The sequence below is a fragment of the Tessaracoccus lubricantis genome, assembly GCF_039544535.1.
GTDB classification, from domain to species: domain Bacteria; phylum Actinomycetota; class Actinomycetes; order Propionibacteriales; family Propionibacteriaceae; genus Arachnia; species Arachnia lubricantis.
Genome location: NZ_BAABLV010000036.1, coordinates 180,066 through 195,315 on the forward strand (window position 1 = coordinate 180,066; position 15,250 = coordinate 195,315).

A 15,250-nucleotide genomic window follows, 5' to 3' on the forward strand; every position below is an offset into this window, starting at 1 on the left:
TGCGTCAGCTCTTGCGGAACGTGGTCTCGCCCCCAACCTCGAGCGAATCGAGGATGGCGAGGATGACCGCGTCCACCGGTGCGTCCTTCGTGAGGGGCGTGTGGCGGCCAGCGCTCCCCTCGCTGATCAGGACGAGTTCGCCCTGGCCCGCACCGACCGCGTCGACGGCGACGAACACTTCGTCGCCCATCAACTCATCAGCGGTGGAGGCTGGCTGTACCAGCAGCAGCTTCGTGCCGCGCAGTGTCTCCGCCTTGATGGTGGACACGGCCGATCCGATGACCCTGGCGATGCGCATGTCAGGCCTCCGCCGCGTCCTTGGGATCGTCGCGCAGCGGCGGACGGGCGTCCGGCTCGTGTTCCGGCTCGAGGTCGATGACCGGCTCCTGCGCCCTGCGCCCGGCAGGCTCGTGCGCTGCTGCGGCCGGAAGAGACCGGCGGAACAACAGGTAGGCCAGGGCCACCGCGAGGATGCCGGCGGTCAGCTTGCCCGCCATCATGGGGGCGATCATGCTGCGTTCGACACCGGCGGTGAAGCCGAGGTGGTCGCCCAGCACGAAGGCCGCAGACACGGCGAACGCGCTGTTGAGCACCTTGCCCCGTGGGTCCATGTCCTTCATCAGCTGGAACATGGGGATGTTGTTGGCCAGCGTTGCGACCATGCCACCGGCGGCCGCCTCGTTCATGCCGAGGAGCCCGCCGGGTACGCGTTGTGTCATGTGATGCACTATACCCTATCCGGTACCGGGGGGGGTTCGCATCACCAGAAAACCCGTGACCGGCACTCCGACCTTCGACAGCGGCTTGGCCGCGTACTTGACGATCAGCGCGACGGCCGGGAAGGCGCCCAGCAGCATCATGCCGATCTGGGCGACGGTGGCCAGGCCATCGGTGGGCGGAGCGAGTTCCCATCCGGCGGGCATGATCTGTACGCCGGTCATGTACTCGAACACACCGATGATGAGGCCGACCGTGATCACGAAGACCAGTCCCTTGCCAAACGCCTCGAAGCCCCTGGTCATGCCCTCGGGGATGAGCCACAGGCCGATCGCGATGAGGACGGCCGCGACGATCACCGGGATGAGGTTGACCAGCACGAACCCGACGGGGAAGCCTGCGGCCACACCGCCGACGAACACGCCGATGGGGATGGTCACGATGCCGGCGAGGATGCCCTTGGCCAGGTATCCCCTGTCCTCCTTGCTGATGATGCTCAGCGCCACCGGGATGGTGAACACGATGGTCGGGCCCATCATGGAGCCCAGGATCAGGCCGGACAACTGCGCGGCCATGAGGTCGTCCGTCATCTGCTCGGCCAGCGGCCACCCACCCATGTCGTTGGCGAGCAGAGTGCCGGCGAACATGGCCGGGTCAGCCCCGACCACCCCGTACAGCGGGCTGATGATCGGGCTGAGCAGTTTCTCGAGCACAGGCGCCAGGGAGGTGACGCCCACCATGGCCAGCGCCAGCGGACCCAGTGCGTTGAAGCCCTCTTCGAAATGCTCACCGAGGCCGAACTTGTTGCCGATTGCCCGGTCGATACCGCCGAGCACCATGCAGATCATCAAGATCCACACAATGATTTCGTTGATGTCCATTGTTCCCCTCACCATTGAGGCCGCTCTCGACGTTGAGTGCGGTTTCCAATGACTCTAGCGAGACTGGAACCTTTGTGTTCAAAAACGAACTTAATGCTCCGAAAGGTGAAGGAGACTGGTCAATTCGAGGGCGGGCAGCGCCCTGTTCACGACGTCGCGGATGGACCACGATGCGGGCTGGATTACCGAACCGCGGTTTCCCCCGGCGCGTGATCGGGTCGTGGTGAGGGCCGCACCTCGCCGTTGAGGTGCGGTACCCGCGACTCTAGTGGTGCGCGGCGGTCTTGTTCGGGAAACCGCCGAATCCGCCCTGATCAGCCGACGACGCGGCGGGCGCCGGTGAACGGCATGGAGTTCAGGCTGGCCACGCGCACGCCGGTGCGGGGGTTGGCCGCGTCGACGATCTTGCCGTTGCCGATGTAGATGCCCACGTGGCTGACCGGGCTGTAGTAGAACACCAGGTCGCCCGGCTTCAGCTCGGACTTCGAGACCTTGTAGCCGGCCGAGCTCCACTGGGTGCGCGACGAGCGGGACAGGTTCACGCCGATCTGGCGGTAGGCCCAGCTGGTGAGGCCGGAGCAGTCGAAGGTGTTCTCACCCGAGGTGCCCCACACGTAGCGCTTGCCGACCTTGCTCAACGCCGCGTTGACGACGTCCTGCGCGCGGCCCGAGCCTGCGGACTCGACGACGGGGGCAGCAGCTTCCGGTGCGGCTCCGGGCGCGGCGGCCGCAGCGTCCTGCGAGCGGGCGGCGCGCTGCTGCTCCGCCCGGCGCTGGGCTTCCTCTGCGCGACGCTCGCGCTCCGCCTCGAGGCGGGCGAGGCGCTCGCGTTCCTCTGCGGAGAGACGCTTGTAGACGGCCTCGGCCTCGGCCTCCTTGGTGTCGTAGTCCGCGGCCAGGGCTTCCTTGGCGACCGCCTCGGCCTTGAGGGCGGCCTCCGTGGCGGCGGCGTCCTCGCGCAGGGTGGTGAGCTTGGCCTGGACCAGCTGCAGCTGCTGGATGCCTGCGTTGCTGCGGTCCACCTCGCTGTGCAGCGTGGACAGCCCGCTGAGGAAGTTGTCCGAGGAGCTGCTGAGCAGGAGTTGCGCCGCGAGCGAGACGGAGTCGTGCTGCAGCTGGAAGGCAGCCACGTCGCCCAGCTCGGACGACATCGCGGCGACCTTCTCCTCCTGTGCCTGGACGTCCGACTTGAGGCGGGTCAGCTTCTTCTCGGCCTGCTGTGCACGGTCATGCGCCTCGATGATCTGCTGGTCGATCGCGGACGCCTCCTGGTGGATGCGCTCGAGGTCGAGCCGGGCCTGCTCCACCGCCTGCGGGTCTGCGCTGGCCACGACGGAACCGGTGACGAGGACTGCAGAGGTGAGTACAGCGGCGACGGCGGCACGAACTCGGTTCACGGAAGCTCCAGGGATGGCGGATCGAAGTCTGAGAGAATCCTAAGCTCTCTTCAGGGTTTCTCAAAGTCCGTCCACGCGACTCGCTCAGCCCGCTTGGCGGGATGTGTCGGACCCGGCGATTATCGTCTCCCCCATGTCCAGAACCACCGCCGTGCAGCCCTCCTTCGACGACCTCGGGGTGCCGCTGGCGGACGTCACGTTCGTCGTGGTGGACCTCGAGACCACCGGCGGCGCGGCGGATTCGGAGATCACCGAGGTGGGGGCGGTCAAGGTCCGTGGTGGGGAGGTGCTCGGCGAGTTCCAGACCCTGGTGCGCCCCTCGGCCCCCATCCCGCCCATGATCCAGGTGCTCACGGGCATCACCAACCAGATGGTGGCCGGCGCCCCTCCCCTGGCGGAGGTGCTGCCCGCGTTCGCGGAGTTCGCCAGGGGCTCGGCGCTCGTGGCACACAACGCGCGCTTCGACACCGGCTTCCTGCGCCGCGGCTACGAGCAGTTGGGGCTCAGCTGGCCCCGGCCCACCGTGGTCGACACCGTTGCGGTGGCGCGCACCGCCCTGCTGCGCGACGAGGTGCCCAACTGCAAGCTCGCCACGCTCGCGCGGCACTTCCGCTCGACGACGGAACCCAACCACCGCGCGCTCAGTGACGCCCGCGCCACCGTCGACGTGCTGCATGGGTTGCTCGCGCGGGTGGGCAACCTGGGCGTCCACACGCTGGAGGACCTCACGGAGTTCGCGCTGCAGGTCTCACCAGACAGGCGCGCCAAGCGCGTGTGGGCGCAGGGCGCACCGGAGACGGCCGGGGTCTACTTCTTCGTCGCGGATTCGACGGCGGCGGACGGCACGCCGAAGCGCGAGGTCCTGTACGTCGGCAAGTCCAACAACCTGAAGCGCCGGGTGCGGTCGTACTTCTCGGCCGCCGAGAAGCGCGGCCGCATCCACGAGATGGTGCGGGTCGCCACCGGTGTGGAGTTCATCGAATGCGCCACGGACCTGGAGGCGGAGGTGCGTGAGCTGCGCATGATCGAGTCCTTGGCGCCGCGGTACAACCGGCGCTCGAAGAACCAGCGCAAGCTCACGTGGCTGAAGCTGACCGACGAGGCCTTCCCCCGCCTGTCGGTCGTGCACACGGTGCGCGACCAGGCGCCCCACTTCGGGCCGTTCCGCAGCAGGGACGCCGCGAACGAGGCGGCCCTCACCCTGTACGACGCGTTCAAGCTCAGGCGCTGCACGCCCCGGCTGTCGAGGCGCACGCCGTCGGCGTCGTGCGCGCTGGCGGAGATGGGCCGCTGCCTCGCGCCCTGTGAGCTCGGCGCCGGCGCGGAGGCCTACCCCTCCGTCGTGGAGGAGGTGCGCAGCAGCTGGGAGGCCGACGTGCGTCCCGTGCTGCGCAGCGTCCGCGGCCGGCTGACCAAGCTCGTCGGCCAACAACGCTACGAGGAGGCGGGTGAGGTGGCCGAGCGCCTCACCGCCTATTACCGCACCTCGCTGCGGTTCCACCGCGTGCGGTCGCTGGCCCGGTGCCGCGAACTGGTGGCCGCCGTACCGTCGGCGGCCGGCTGGGACATCCACGTGATCCGCTACGGGCGGCTCGCGGCGGCCACCTCGGCGCCCTCGGCTCGGGCGCGCACTGCCGCCGAGGAGGCGGCCGCGATGGCCGAGACGGTGCTCCCGGCCGTGGGCGGGTGGCCCGCGGCCAGCATCGAGGAGGCGGAGCGCGTCGCCGCCTGGCTCGAACTCCCCGGCGTCCGGCTCATCGAGACGGACGGCAGCTGGGAGTGGCCGCTGCACGCGGGCCTGCCCGACGGCGCACTCCCCCGGGAACTACTCGGCGAGCAGCCCCTCGCGGAACTGCTCGCCTCGTAGGTGGTTGCGCCGTCGCGTCAGGCGATCTCGACGGTCTCGATGACGACGGGCTCGACGGGGCGGTCCCCGAAGCTGGTGCGCGTCGTGGCGATGGAGTCGACCACCTTCTGGCTCTCCGGGTCGGTCACCTCACCGAAGATCGTGTGGCGGTTGTTCAGGTGGGGCGTGGGGGCAACGGTGATGAAGAACTGCGAGCCGTTGGTACCCGGGCCTGCGTTGGCCATCGCCAGGAGGTAGGGGCGGTTGAACTGCAGTTCGGGGTGGAACTCGTCGGCGAAGGTGTAGCCCGGTCCGCCGCGGCCGTCGCCACGGGGGCAGCCACCCTGGATCATGAAGCCGTCGATCACGCGGTGGAACGTCAGGCCGTCGTAGTACCGGCCCGTGGTGTTGCCGCCGGTCTTGGCGTCGACGTACTCCTTGGTGCCGCCGGCGAGGCCGACGAAGTTCTCGACGGTCTTCGGGGCGTGGTTGTCGAACAGCTCGATGACGATGTCACCGTGGTTCGTCTTGAGGGTAGCGGTGGTCACGCGCTTTCCTTTCTGATGATTCAGTAGCGTGGCCCAGTCTGTCAGACGGGCGAAGTTGCGCCAATCCCCTTGAGCGGACCCTACAAGCAGGTAGCGTGGAATCTGCTCGACCACGAGCCACGACCATGGGAGGAACTTGTGAGAAGGTCACAAGAACTGAAGAAGGCCGCCGCAGAGACCGCTGCCGCCGCCGCCGAGTACTCGACCGCCACCCTGAAGGAAGGTCTGGACCGCGCGCAGGTGGCGCTGGCAGACCTCCAGAGGCAGGCCGCACCCGTCCTGCACGACGCGAAGATCCGCACCGCCGATTACGCCGCGAAGCGCCTCGACGACCTCGAACCGCACCTCAAGGACGCGATGAGCAAGGTGGCCCCGGCCATCGAGGTCGCGCGCGAGCGGGTCGAGGACGACCTGCTGCCGAAGGTCCAGGAGTTCCTGCACCACGCCGCCGAGCACCCGGCCGTCGTCGAGGGCGGCCGCCGCGGCAAGGCCGCCATCAAGGCGCTGAAGGGCGAGCTCGAGCCGGCCCCCAGGAAGAGCGGCTGGCGTACGTTCGGCAAGGTCATCGCCATCGGCGCCATCGTCGCCGGCGCCGTGGCCGCCGTGCGCCACTTCCTGTCGCCCAAGGACGACGGCTGGACTGCGCACGAGCCCTCCAAGGCCTACGTGAACAACAACGACACGTTCTCGAACGCCGCGAAGTTCGCCTCCGACACGGCCGAGCCCGCAGACGAGGCCGCGGAACCGTCCGAGGAAGAGGTGCAGGCCCAGACCCTCACGGAGGAGACGGTCAGCGTCGTCGACGACGCGACCACGGCCGCCCCGGAGGCGGGCGCTGGCTACGGGGAGGGCTCGTACGTGGGCTCCGAGCCGCCGGAGGGCTACACCATCAAGGGCAACGAGCGCTCGAAGAAGTATCACGTCGAGGGCAGCGGCGGGTACGACCGCACCATCGCCGAGGTCTGGTTCAACTCCGAGGAGGCGGCCGAGGCCGCCGGCTTCACCAAGGCCCAGCGCTGACCGCTGAGCACTGACCCCACCGGGCGCCGACGCTTGTCGGCGCCCGGTCCTATTGTGGGGCGCATGCCCAGACGCCTCAGTTCAGCCGCCGCCCGCCGCATCGCCGTCGATGCGCAGGGCCTGGCCCACCCCAGGAGGCCGACGGTGGGCGCGGCGGCGCTGCGGAAGGTCATCGCCCGCCTCGGCGTCCTGCAACTCGACACCGTCAACGTCTTCGAGAGGTCCCACTACCTTCCCCTGCTCTCCCGGCTCGGCCCGTACGACCGCGACGCGCTGGACAGGCTGCTCCACCACGACCAGCGCGCCACCCGTCTGGGCGGCTACACCGAGTACACGGCGCACGAGGCCGCCGTCCTCCCGGTGGCGGACTGGCCGTTGTGGGCGTGGCACCGGCGCCGCCCCGGGCGCCCGAACTGGGAGGCCTGGGTCATAGCCAACCAGCGGCTCATCGACGAGGTGCTCGCCGAATTCCACACGGCGGGGCCCATGCGCATCCGCGACCTCGAACACCCCGACAACGTGGCCACCAGCGGCGGTTGGTGGAACAAGAACGACGTGTACTGGGCGGCGGAGCGGTTGTTCCGCCGGGGGCAGATCGTCGTCGTCGGACGCGACAGGTTCGAACGGGTCTACGGCGTCGCCGCCGATGTGCTGCCTCCGGAGGCCCGGGTCGAGGTCCCCGAGGACGAGGCGGTCGTCGAGCTGGTTCGTCGGGCCGCCGTGGCCCACGGGGTCGCCACGCTCGACGACCTGGCGGACTACCCCCGCATCAAGCGGGCGCCCGCCAGGCTCGCGGTCGACGCGCTGGTGGCCCGCGGCGAACTCGAACCGGTGGAGGTGGAGGGCTGGGGCCGCGAGGCATGGCTCGCCGCCGGGCAGCGCACCCCCCGTTCGGTCAGTGGGGCCGCGCTGCTGTCGCCGTTCGACCCGCTGGTCTGGTTCCGGCCCCGCGCGGAGCGCATGTTCGGCTTCCACTACCGCATCTCGATCTACACCCCAGCCGCGCAACGGCAGCACGGGTACTACGTGCTGCCGGTGCTGGTCGATGACGAACTCGTGGGGCGGGTCGACCTGAAGGCCGACAGGCAGGCAGGTGTGCTGCGCGTGCAACACGCCCACGTCGAGCCCGCCAGCGCCCACCGTGCCACCGAGTTGGCCGCCCGTGTCGCGCCCCTGCTGGAGGAGGCCGCACAGTGGCAGGGCCTCGGGTCGGTCTCGTTCACCGGCCCCGGCACCTGGGTGCCGGACCTGCAGACCCATTTCTAGTTGTCCACAGCCCTCCGGCCGGTGACCCCGCCGTATCCCTAGGGTCGGGACCATGACCTGGTTCACGGCCCTGGCGGTCGTCGCGATGTCGCTGGCCGTGTGGTTGGTCGCACTCCCCCGCGTCCGGGTGGCAGACCCCGACGCCCCGCGCTTCGGCGCCCTCGTGTCGCGGCGCAGCACCATGTGGGTGGGCGCCACCGCGGCGGCGGTGTCCGGGGTGCTGTGGCTGGTGCCCGCAGCGCACCACTGGCTGTGGGTGCCCTACCTCGCCGTCGGGGTGCCGCTGGTGGCGGTGGACGTGCTCACCACCTTCCTTCCGAAGCAGCTCAACCACCTGGGCGGGCTGTTGATGCTGGCCGGCCTGGTGCCGCTGGGGTTGGCGGACTGGCGGGCCGCCGCAGGGGCAGTCGTCGGCGGCGCTGCGGCGCTGGCCTTCTTCTACCTCGCCTGGCGCGTCGCCGCCACTCTCGGGTTCGGCGACGTGCGGCTCGCGGCCCTCATCGGCGCGGTGGCAGGGCAGTCGGGGGTGGGCGCCTGGACGAGCGCGCTGCTCGCCGGCACCCTGCTGGGCGCGCTGCACGGGATCGCCCACGCGCTCTGGGCGCGTCGCTCCGCCGGCCGGCCGAAGCACTTCCCCTTCGGCCCTGCACTGTGGCTCGGCCCCGTGGTGGCGGCCGTGCCCCACCTCAACGGTGGGTAGCGGCCACCCACGTCTCGAGGGTCTGGGCGGCCCTGCCGGAGTCGATCGCGTCGTTGGCCGCCGCGAGCGTCGGCTTCAGCTGGTCCAGCAGCTCGGTCACCGTCGAGATGCCCCGGTAGGCCAGCAGCGCCGCGGCCGCGTTCAGCACGACGATGTCACGCACGGGGCCGGTCTTGCCCGCGACCAGGTCTCGGACCACCTGCGCGTTGTGCTCGGCGGGGCCTCCCTGGAGTTCGAACGGCGACGCCGGCTCCAGGCCGAGGTCACGCGGGTCCAGGACGGTGCGGAACACCCGGCCCTCGGAGATCAGCCACACGTCGGACTCCGACGTGGTGGTGAGTTCGTCGAGCCCGTCGAAGCCGCGGAAGACCATGCCGCGGGTGCCGCGCTCTGCGAGGACGCGGGCGATCACGGGTGCGATGTCGTCGTTGGCCACGCCCAGCGCCATGGCGCGCGGGCGGGCCGGGTTGGCCAGGGGCCCGAGGAAGTTGAAGGTGGTCTGGATGCCCAGCGCCTTGCGCACGCCGGCGACGTTCTTCATGGCGGGGTGGTACAGCTGCGCGAACAGGAAGGCGATGCCGGCCTCGGCCAGGATGTCGGCCTGCTTCGACGGCTCCACGTCGAGCTTGACCCCGAGCGCCTCCAGCGTGTCAGCCGTGCCCGCCTGCGAGGACGCGGCCCGGGAGCCGTGCTTGACCACCTTCGCGCCCGCCGCGGCGGCGACGATCGCGGCCATGGTCGAGATGTTGACGGTGTTCGCGCGGTCTCCGCCGGTGCCCACCACGTCGACGGCATCAGGGTCAAGTGAGATGTGGGTGGCGTTGGCGAGCATGGCATCGGCCAGCCCGGCGATCTCGTCCTCGGTCTCGCCCTTCGCCCGCAGTGCGGTCAGCATGGCGGCGATCTGCACGTCGGAGGCGCGGCCCGCGAGGATCTCGTTGAGCGCCCACGTGGCGGCCGAGGCCTCCAGGCCCTCGCGCCGGACGAGGCCGGTCAGGATGTCAGGCCACGTGTAGCTGGTCGACATCAGGCGACCTCCGCCAGACGGGCGCGGATCAGGTGGGCGGCCTGCTGCGGCATGGTGACCGGGTCGATCGGGAACGGGGTCACCGCCTCGGCACGGGTCCAGGAGGCCAGCCATGCGTCGGCCTCGCGCTTGACCAGCAGCATGATGGGGGCGCTGTCGGCGTACTCCTCCTTGACCTGGTGGGCCAGGCCGAAGCCGCCCGACGGCTGCGCGTCGCCGTCGAAGATCATCAGCGTGTAGTCGGTGCCTGCGTCGAGGGTGCGCAGGAGCGCGCCCTGCGTCGCGACCTCGAAGACCTCGATCTGCGGCAGGTCCGGTGCCACACGCCGGCCGAGCGTCAAGCGGATCTGCTCACGCACCAGCCGGTCGTCGGAGAACACCAGCACCTTCACGGTGGCATCGCTCATTGTCGGTCTTCCTTCGCGTTGTCGGTGTCGACGATGGGTTGAGATTGTCTCTGGGGGTCATGGTAGCCAAGTCCCTCGGCCCGGGCGCGCCGGGCCTCCTCGCGGTCCAGCGCGCGGTCCACCCGACGGGCCTCCCGGTTGGAGTCCTTCACCCACTGGACGAAGATCGTGATCATCGCGGCGAACATGGTGAGGTCGCCGGTGGCCCACATCAGCGCGCCGGCCCATTCCTGGTCAGCCATGGGCGAGAGGCCCCACGTCCGCTCGAAGGACAGGTACCACTCCTCCGCGACCAACCTGCTCGACCCCATGATCGTCACGCCGAGGAACGCGTGGAACGGCATCGTGATGAAGAACAGCAGGATCCGGATGGGGTAGGGCATCTTGATCGGCACCGGGTCCACGCCCAGCAGCGGGAAGAAGAACAGCACGCCCATGGTCACGAGGAACAGGTGGAGGAGGTCATGGGCCAGGTCGTTGCGCAGCGTGATCTCGTACAGGCCGCTCATATAGAGGCCGAACGGGTAGACCACCATGAGCGCCGTCGTCAGCGGCGGGAACATGACGAACTTGCCGAACCAGGAGTGCAACACCTTCAGCAGGACGGCGCGCGGCCGCTTCGGCAGCGCCCGCAGCGCCAGCGTCACGGGGGCCCCGAAGACGATGAACACCGGGGCGATCATCGCGAACAACATGTGCTGGACCATGTGCGACCAGAAGAGCACCGTGTCGTAGACCCCGAGGAACGAGAACGTGCCCACCGCGATCGAGCCCAGGCCCAGCACGAGGAACGAGATGGTGCGCATCACCGGCCACCGGTCGCCGCGGGTCCGGAGCCGCTGGACGCCCCACAGGTAGAGCCCGGCGGCCACGAGGAGCCCGATGAGCGCCCCGGGCGGGAACTCCCACGCGGTGAAGTACCGCGAGCCGACGAGCGGGAGGATGTCGTCGTCGGGCTTGGCGTGGAGGGGAAGGAGGGCCAGGGAGCCGCTGAACATGTCGCGCATTATCGCATAGCCCTTTCTGCGAATTACGGGGGGTGGTCCCAATGTTGGTGTTGGCGTGACCTATGCGCGTTTTGAGGCAATAATGACCCCGTGGCCACGAATCATGAACTCATCCAAGCACCAACGGAGCTGCCCACCGGCGCCGTTCACCCGGTGCCGTCCGCACGTCTGAACAAGCCGTATGGCCGTCCTGACACGACGGCGATCGGCGTGATCGTGTGGCTGGCGAGCGAACTGATGTTCTTCGGCGCCATCTTCGCCGCCTACTTCTGGACCCGCTCGATGGCGGCCGACGCCGCCGCTGCCGCTGGCGTCGAGTCCATGTGGACGACGGAGAGCGCCCACCTCGACCTGCTCTTCGCCAGCATCAACACGTCGATCCTGGTGTTGAGCTCGGTGACCATCCAGTTGGGCGCCAACGCGGCCGAGGCCGGCCGCGTGGAGGGTTCGTGGTTCAACCCGCTGAAGTGGGGCGTGCGCCAGGGCTTCATCGTCTCGGCGATCCTCGGCTCGGTGTTCGTCGCCGGTCAGGTGTGGGAGTACTTCACCCTGTTCAACGAGGGCATCTTCATGTCGACCAACCAGTACTGGTCACTGTTCTTCCTGGCCACCGGCATCCACGGCATCCACGTCTTCGGTGGCGTCGTCGCCATGTGGTACGTGCTGGCCCGCTCCTACATGACCCGCATCCACACCCACGAGCAGACGGTCCACGCGCACGTCGTGTCGTACTACTGGCACTTCGTCGACGTCATCTGGATCGCGCTGTTCGGCGTCCTGTACTTCCTCCGCTAGACCGAGACCGGGAGTTTCATTTCAGTGAAGAAATCCACCAACCTCAGGCGGCACGCCGCGGCCCGGCCCCTGCTGCTGATCTTGGCCCTCCTCGTCGTCGGCCTCAGCTACTCCGTCGTGAGCCCGCCACGCTCCTCGGCGGAGACCGAGACCACCCTGCAGATCGAGCAGGGCAAGGACATCTACATGACCACGTGCTCGTCGTGCCACGGCCTCGGCGGCGAGGGCACCACGCAGGGGCCCACGCTCATCGGCGTGGGCGCCGCGTCCGTGGACTTCCAGATGGGCACCGGGCGCATGCCCGCCTCGCGCCTCGAGGCACAGATCCGCGCGCGCAAGGTGAACTACACCCAGGAGCAGATCGAGGCCGTCGCGGCCTACGTCGCCTCGCTGGGCCCCGGCCCCGGCATCCCGGAGGAGTCGCAGTACTCGCTCGACGCCCTCAACCTCGCCGAGGACGAGAAGGCCCTGGCCATCGCCCGCGGCGGCGCCCTGTTCCGGGCCAACTGCTCCGCCTGTCACGGCGTGCTCGGTGGCGGCGGAGCCATGCCCGAGGGCAAGTTCGCACCCAACCTGACCGACACGACCCCCGTGCACGTCTACGAGGCGGTCCGCACGGGGCCGCAGCAGATGCCGATGTTCTCCAAGGACGTCCTCACGGACCAGAGCGTGAGCGAGATCATCGCTTACCTCGAGGCTGCAGACGAGCAGCCGAACTACGGCGGCCTCACCATGGGTGACGCCGGCCCGGTCGCCGAGGGCTGGTGGGTGTTCATCGTGGGCATCGGCGGCCTCTCGATCGTCGCCCTGTGGATCGCACGGAAGGGGGCTCGCGCCCGATGAGCTGGAACAATATGCCCGTCCAGGACCCCGAGCTGGGTCACAGCGTCGCGGACCCGGGCCTGGAGGAGCACGTCGAGCGCTTCACCGACACCGACGAGGGAGCGGGCAACCGCGCTTACCTGGCCGTCCTCACCATGCTCGGCCTGGTGCCGGTGCTCGCCATCGCCTTCGTCGTGATCTACTTCGCCGTCCCCCGCGACGCCTACATCGACTTCGGCTGGCTGCGCGCCAGCGCCATGAACGTCGGCCTCGGCGTGACGGCGGGCCTCGCGGTGCTCCTCATCGGCCTGGCCGTCGTCCAGTGGGCGCGCGTGCTCATGGGCGACCACGAGTCGGTCGACCCGCGGCACAGCGCTGCATCCTCCCCTGAGGACGTCGAGCTGACGATGCACCACTTCCGCGACGGCGTGGAGCAGGCTGCCGTCAAGCGCCGACCGCTCATCCTCGGCGCGCTCGGCGGCGCCCTCGGCATCACGCTGGTGCCCGCCGTCGTGCTGCTCGCGGACATGGGCCCGCACCCCACCCGCCGCGTGCGGGAGCAGACGATCGAGAAGACGATCTGGGCACCCGGCGTGCGCCTCGTCAACGACGAGAACTGGGTCGAACTGCGCCCCGAGCACCTCGAGGTGGGCCAGCTGGTCAACGCCCAGCCCGCCAACTACCGCGAACTCCACGGCGTCGAGGCCCACCAGGCCAAGGCCAAGGCTGCGATCATCGTGGTGCGGATGGACCCCAACTCGATCACGATCCCGCCGTCACGGCAGGACTGGCAGGTCTCGGGCATCCTCGCCTACTCCAAGATCTGCACGCACGTCGGTTGCCCCATCTCGCTGTGGGAACGCCAGACGCACCACCTGCTGTGCCCGTGCCACCAGTCGACGTTCGACCTCGGCAACAGCGGCGTCGTCGTGTTCGGCCCGGCCGCCCGGTCGTTGCCGCAGCTGCCGATCTCGGTGGACGACGAGGGCTACCTGGTGGCGACGAGCGACTTCACCGTGCCCGTCGGCCCGAGCTACTTCGAGCGCGACTCGCGCAATGACTTCAAGGACGGAGACCAGTGATGGCCAAGCCCACGAGCGTCGTCGACACGTCGCCCTCGGTCGAGGCCCAGGGCGCACCCAGCAGGAAGGCCAACAACACGCCGGGCATCGTGGCGTGGGCCGACGACCGCCTCGGCCTCGGCAAGGTCGGGCGCACCGGCCTGCGCAAGGTCTTCCCCGACCACTGGTCGTTCCTCCTCGGCGAGATCGCCCTGTACTCGTTCATCGTGCTGCTGCTGACCGGCGTCTTCCTGACCATCTGGTTCAAGCCGTCGATGGCCGAGATCCACTACGACGGCTCCTACCAGCTGATGAAGGGCATGCCGATCTCGGAGGCCTTCGCGTCGACGCTGGAGATCTCCTTCGACGTGCGCGGCGGCCTGCTGGTGCGCCAGATCCACCACTGGGCGGCCCTGCTGTTCGTGGCGGCCTCCACCGTCCACATGCTGCGCGTGTTCTTCACCGGCGCGTTCCGCAAGCCGCGCGAGATCAACTGGCTCATCGGCGTGGGGCTGCTGTCGATGTCGCTGATGGCCGGCTTCACCGGCTACTCCCTCCCCGACGACCTGCTCTCCGGCACCGGCCTTCGCTTCGTCGACGGCCTGATCCGCTCGATCCCGCTGGTCGGCACCTGGGTGGAGTTCCTGGTCTTCGGCGGCGAGTTCCCGGGCAGCCTCATCATCTCGCGCCTGTACATGGCACACATCCTGCTGATCCCGGGCCTGCTGCTCGGCCTCGTCTCCGCCCACCTGGCCCTCGTGGTGTACCACAAGCACACGCAGTACCCGGGGCCGGGCCGCACCGAGAACAACGTGGTCGGCTACCCGCTGTTCCCCGTCTACATGGCCAAGGCCGGCGGCTTCTTCTTCATCGTGTTCGGCTTCCTCGTCCTCATGGGCGGCCTGTTCCAGATCAACCCGGTGTGGAACTACGGCCCCTACGATCCGGCGAAGGTCACCGCAGGCTCGCAGCCCGACTGGTACATGGGCTTCGTCGAGGGCGCGCTGCGCCTGATCCCGCCGTTCTGGGAATCGCACTGGGGCGGCACCACCTGGACCTGGGCGGTGTTCGTGCCCGGCGTCGGCCTGATGGGGATCCTGTTCACGCTGCTGGGCGTGTGGCCGTTCGTGGAGCGCTGGCTGACCGGCGACGACCGCGAACACCACCTGCTGGACCGTCCCCGCAACGCCCCCACGCGCACCGCGCTGGGCGTCGCCGGCATCACGGCCTACGGCCTGTTCTGGCTGGGCGGCTCGAACGACATCATCGCCACGCGATTCTCGCTCAGCCTCAACGCCATCACGATCTTCCTGCGCATCGCGGTGTTCGTGGGCCCGATCATCGCGTTCATCATCACCAAGCGCATCTGCCTCGCCCTGCAGCGGGCAGACCGTGAACGTGCGCTGCACGGCTCCGAGGACGGCGTGATCGTCCGCAGCGTCGAGGGCGGCTACTCCGAGGCGCACGTCCCGGTCGACGCGCATGAGCAGTTCGCGCTCACGCAGCACCTGCAACGACAGGCGCTCGCGGCCGGTGGCAGCACCGATGCGGCAGGCGTCGCGAAGAAGGGCGGCATCGGCGGCCTGCGGGCCAGGCTGTCGCGCTGGTACCTCGGCAGCGACATCGCCAAGCCCACGGCAGCCGAGATCGAGGCGGCCCATCACCACGATGAGGACGACCACGACCGGCCGGTGCTCGAGGGATCCTCGCATCGCTGAGAAGGACCGCTGACGGATCGGCGCCGCCCCACACGGGG

The 15,250-nt window shown here is 69.3% G+C and carries 14 protein-coding genes and 1 pseudogene; 8 read left to right on the forward strand and 7 right to left on the reverse strand.

Annotated features, from left to right (window positions below; all coding sequences use genetic code 11):
* Positions 1-4: 4 nt before the first annotated feature.
* The 3 genes and pseudogenes from ABEA30_RS11940 to ABEA30_RS11955 all read right to left on the reverse strand — a co-directional run bounded on the left by ABEA30_RS11940 (position 5) and on the right by ABEA30_RS11955 (position 2,995).
* Positions 5-298 (reverse strand): EutN/CcmL family microcompartment protein, encoded by a 294-nt coding sequence (locus tag ABEA30_RS11940; protein WP_345583113.1) that lies wholly within the window; start codon positions 296-298, stop codon positions 5-7.
* Position 299: 1 nt separating this feature from the next.
* Positions 300-1,613: pseudogene (locus ABEA30_RS15965) on the reverse strand (ethanolamine utilization protein EutH).
* Positions 1,614-1,912: 299 nt separating this feature from the next.
* On the reverse strand, positions 1,913-2,995 hold the full coding sequence (locus tag ABEA30_RS11955) for a C40 family peptidase (protein ID WP_345583118.1): 1,083 nt from the start codon (positions 2,993-2,995) through the stop codon (positions 1,913-1,915).
* A gap of 133 nt (positions 2,996-3,128) precedes the next feature.
* Here ABEA30_RS11955 and ABEA30_RS11960 point away from each other — a divergent pair, with 133 nt between their 5' ends.
* Positions 3,129-4,862, forward strand: coding sequence for a DEDD exonuclease domain-containing protein (locus ABEA30_RS11960; protein WP_345583120.1), 1,734 nt, complete (start codon positions 3,129-3,131; stop codon positions 4,860-4,862).
* Between the two features lie 17 nt (positions 4,863-4,879).
* Here ABEA30_RS11960 and ABEA30_RS11965 read toward each other — a convergent pair whose 3' ends face one another.
* The gene (locus ABEA30_RS11965; protein WP_345583122.1) at positions 4,880-5,389 is read right to left on the reverse strand and encodes a peptidylprolyl isomerase; all 510 of its coding nucleotides are present in this window, start codon (positions 5,387-5,389) and stop codon (positions 4,880-4,882) included.
* 138 nt (positions 5,390-5,527) lie between these two features.
* On the opposite strand from ABEA30_RS11965, the gene ABEA30_RS11970 reads away from it, so the two are divergent.
* From ABEA30_RS11970 to ABEA30_RS11980, 3 genes are all read left to right on the forward strand, one after another.
* Positions 5,528-6,409 carry a sunset domain-containing protein gene (locus ABEA30_RS11970; RefSeq protein WP_345583124.1) on the forward strand — a complete coding sequence of 294 codons (882 nt, stop codon included), beginning with the start codon at positions 5,528-5,530 and terminating at the stop codon, positions 6,407-6,409.
* Positions 6,410-6,472: 63 nt separating this feature from the next.
* Complete coding sequence (locus ABEA30_RS11975; RefSeq protein ID WP_345583126.1) at positions 6,473-7,675, forward strand: winged helix-turn-helix domain-containing protein; 1,203 nt, start codon at positions 6,473-6,475, stop codon at positions 7,673-7,675.
* Positions 7,676-7,727: 52 nt separating this feature from the next.
* Positions 7,728-8,375 carry a hypothetical protein gene (locus ABEA30_RS11980; RefSeq protein ID WP_345583128.1) on the forward strand — a complete coding sequence of 216 codons (648 nt, stop codon included), beginning with the start codon at positions 7,728-7,730 and terminating at the stop codon, positions 8,373-8,375.
* Here ABEA30_RS11980 and trpD read toward each other — a convergent pair.
* From trpD to ABEA30_RS11995, 3 genes are read right to left on the reverse strand one after another with little or no spacing between them, the layout of a single operon-like run.
* Entirely contained in the window at positions 8,362-9,402 is a 1,041-nt protein-coding gene (trpD, locus tag ABEA30_RS11985) for an anthranilate phosphoribosyltransferase (protein WP_345583130.1), read from the reverse strand. The genes ABEA30_RS11980 and trpD overlap by 14 nt on opposite strands.
* Positions 9,402-9,809 (reverse strand): response regulator, encoded by a 408-nt coding sequence (locus ABEA30_RS11990; RefSeq protein ID WP_345583132.1) that lies wholly within the window; start codon positions 9,807-9,809, stop codon positions 9,402-9,404. Before ABEA30_RS11990 ends, trpD begins: the two co-directional genes overlap by 1 nt.
* Positions 9,806-10,807, reverse strand: a complete 1,002-nt coding sequence (locus ABEA30_RS11995) for a cytochrome c oxidase assembly protein (protein WP_345583134.1) — start codon at positions 10,805-10,807, stop codon at positions 9,806-9,808. Before ABEA30_RS11995 ends, ABEA30_RS11990 begins: the two co-directional genes overlap by 4 nt.
* 99 nt (positions 10,808-10,906) lie before the next feature.
* On the opposite strand from ABEA30_RS11995, the gene ctaE reads away from it, so the two are divergent.
* The 4 genes from ctaE to qcrB are packed head-to-tail and all read left to right on the forward strand — an operon-like array spanning position 10,907 to position 15,212.
* On the forward strand, positions 10,907-11,611 hold the full coding sequence (ctaE, locus tag ABEA30_RS12000; protein ID WP_453827667.1) for an aa3-type cytochrome oxidase subunit III: 705 nt from the start codon (positions 10,907-10,909) through the stop codon (positions 11,609-11,611).
* Positions 11,612-11,635: 24 nt separating this feature from the next.
* The gene (gene qcrC, locus ABEA30_RS12005; protein WP_345583136.1) at positions 11,636-12,454 is read left to right on the forward strand and encodes a cytochrome bc1 complex diheme cytochrome c subunit; all 819 of its coding nucleotides are present in this window, start codon (positions 11,636-11,638) and stop codon (positions 12,452-12,454) included.
* Positions 12,421-13,515, forward strand: coding sequence for a cytochrome bc1 complex Rieske iron-sulfur subunit (gene qcrA, locus ABEA30_RS12010; protein WP_386085732.1), 1,095 nt, complete (start codon positions 12,421-12,423; stop codon positions 13,513-13,515). Before qcrC ends, qcrA begins: the two co-directional genes overlap by 34 nt.
* Positions 13,515-15,212 (forward strand): cytochrome bc1 complex cytochrome b subunit, encoded by a 1,698-nt coding sequence (qcrB, locus tag ABEA30_RS12015; protein ID WP_345583140.1) that lies wholly within the window; start codon positions 13,515-13,517, stop codon positions 15,210-15,212. The genes qcrA and qcrB overlap by 1 nt, the downstream gene beginning before the upstream one ends.
* Positions 15,213-15,250 lie beyond the last annotated feature (38 nt).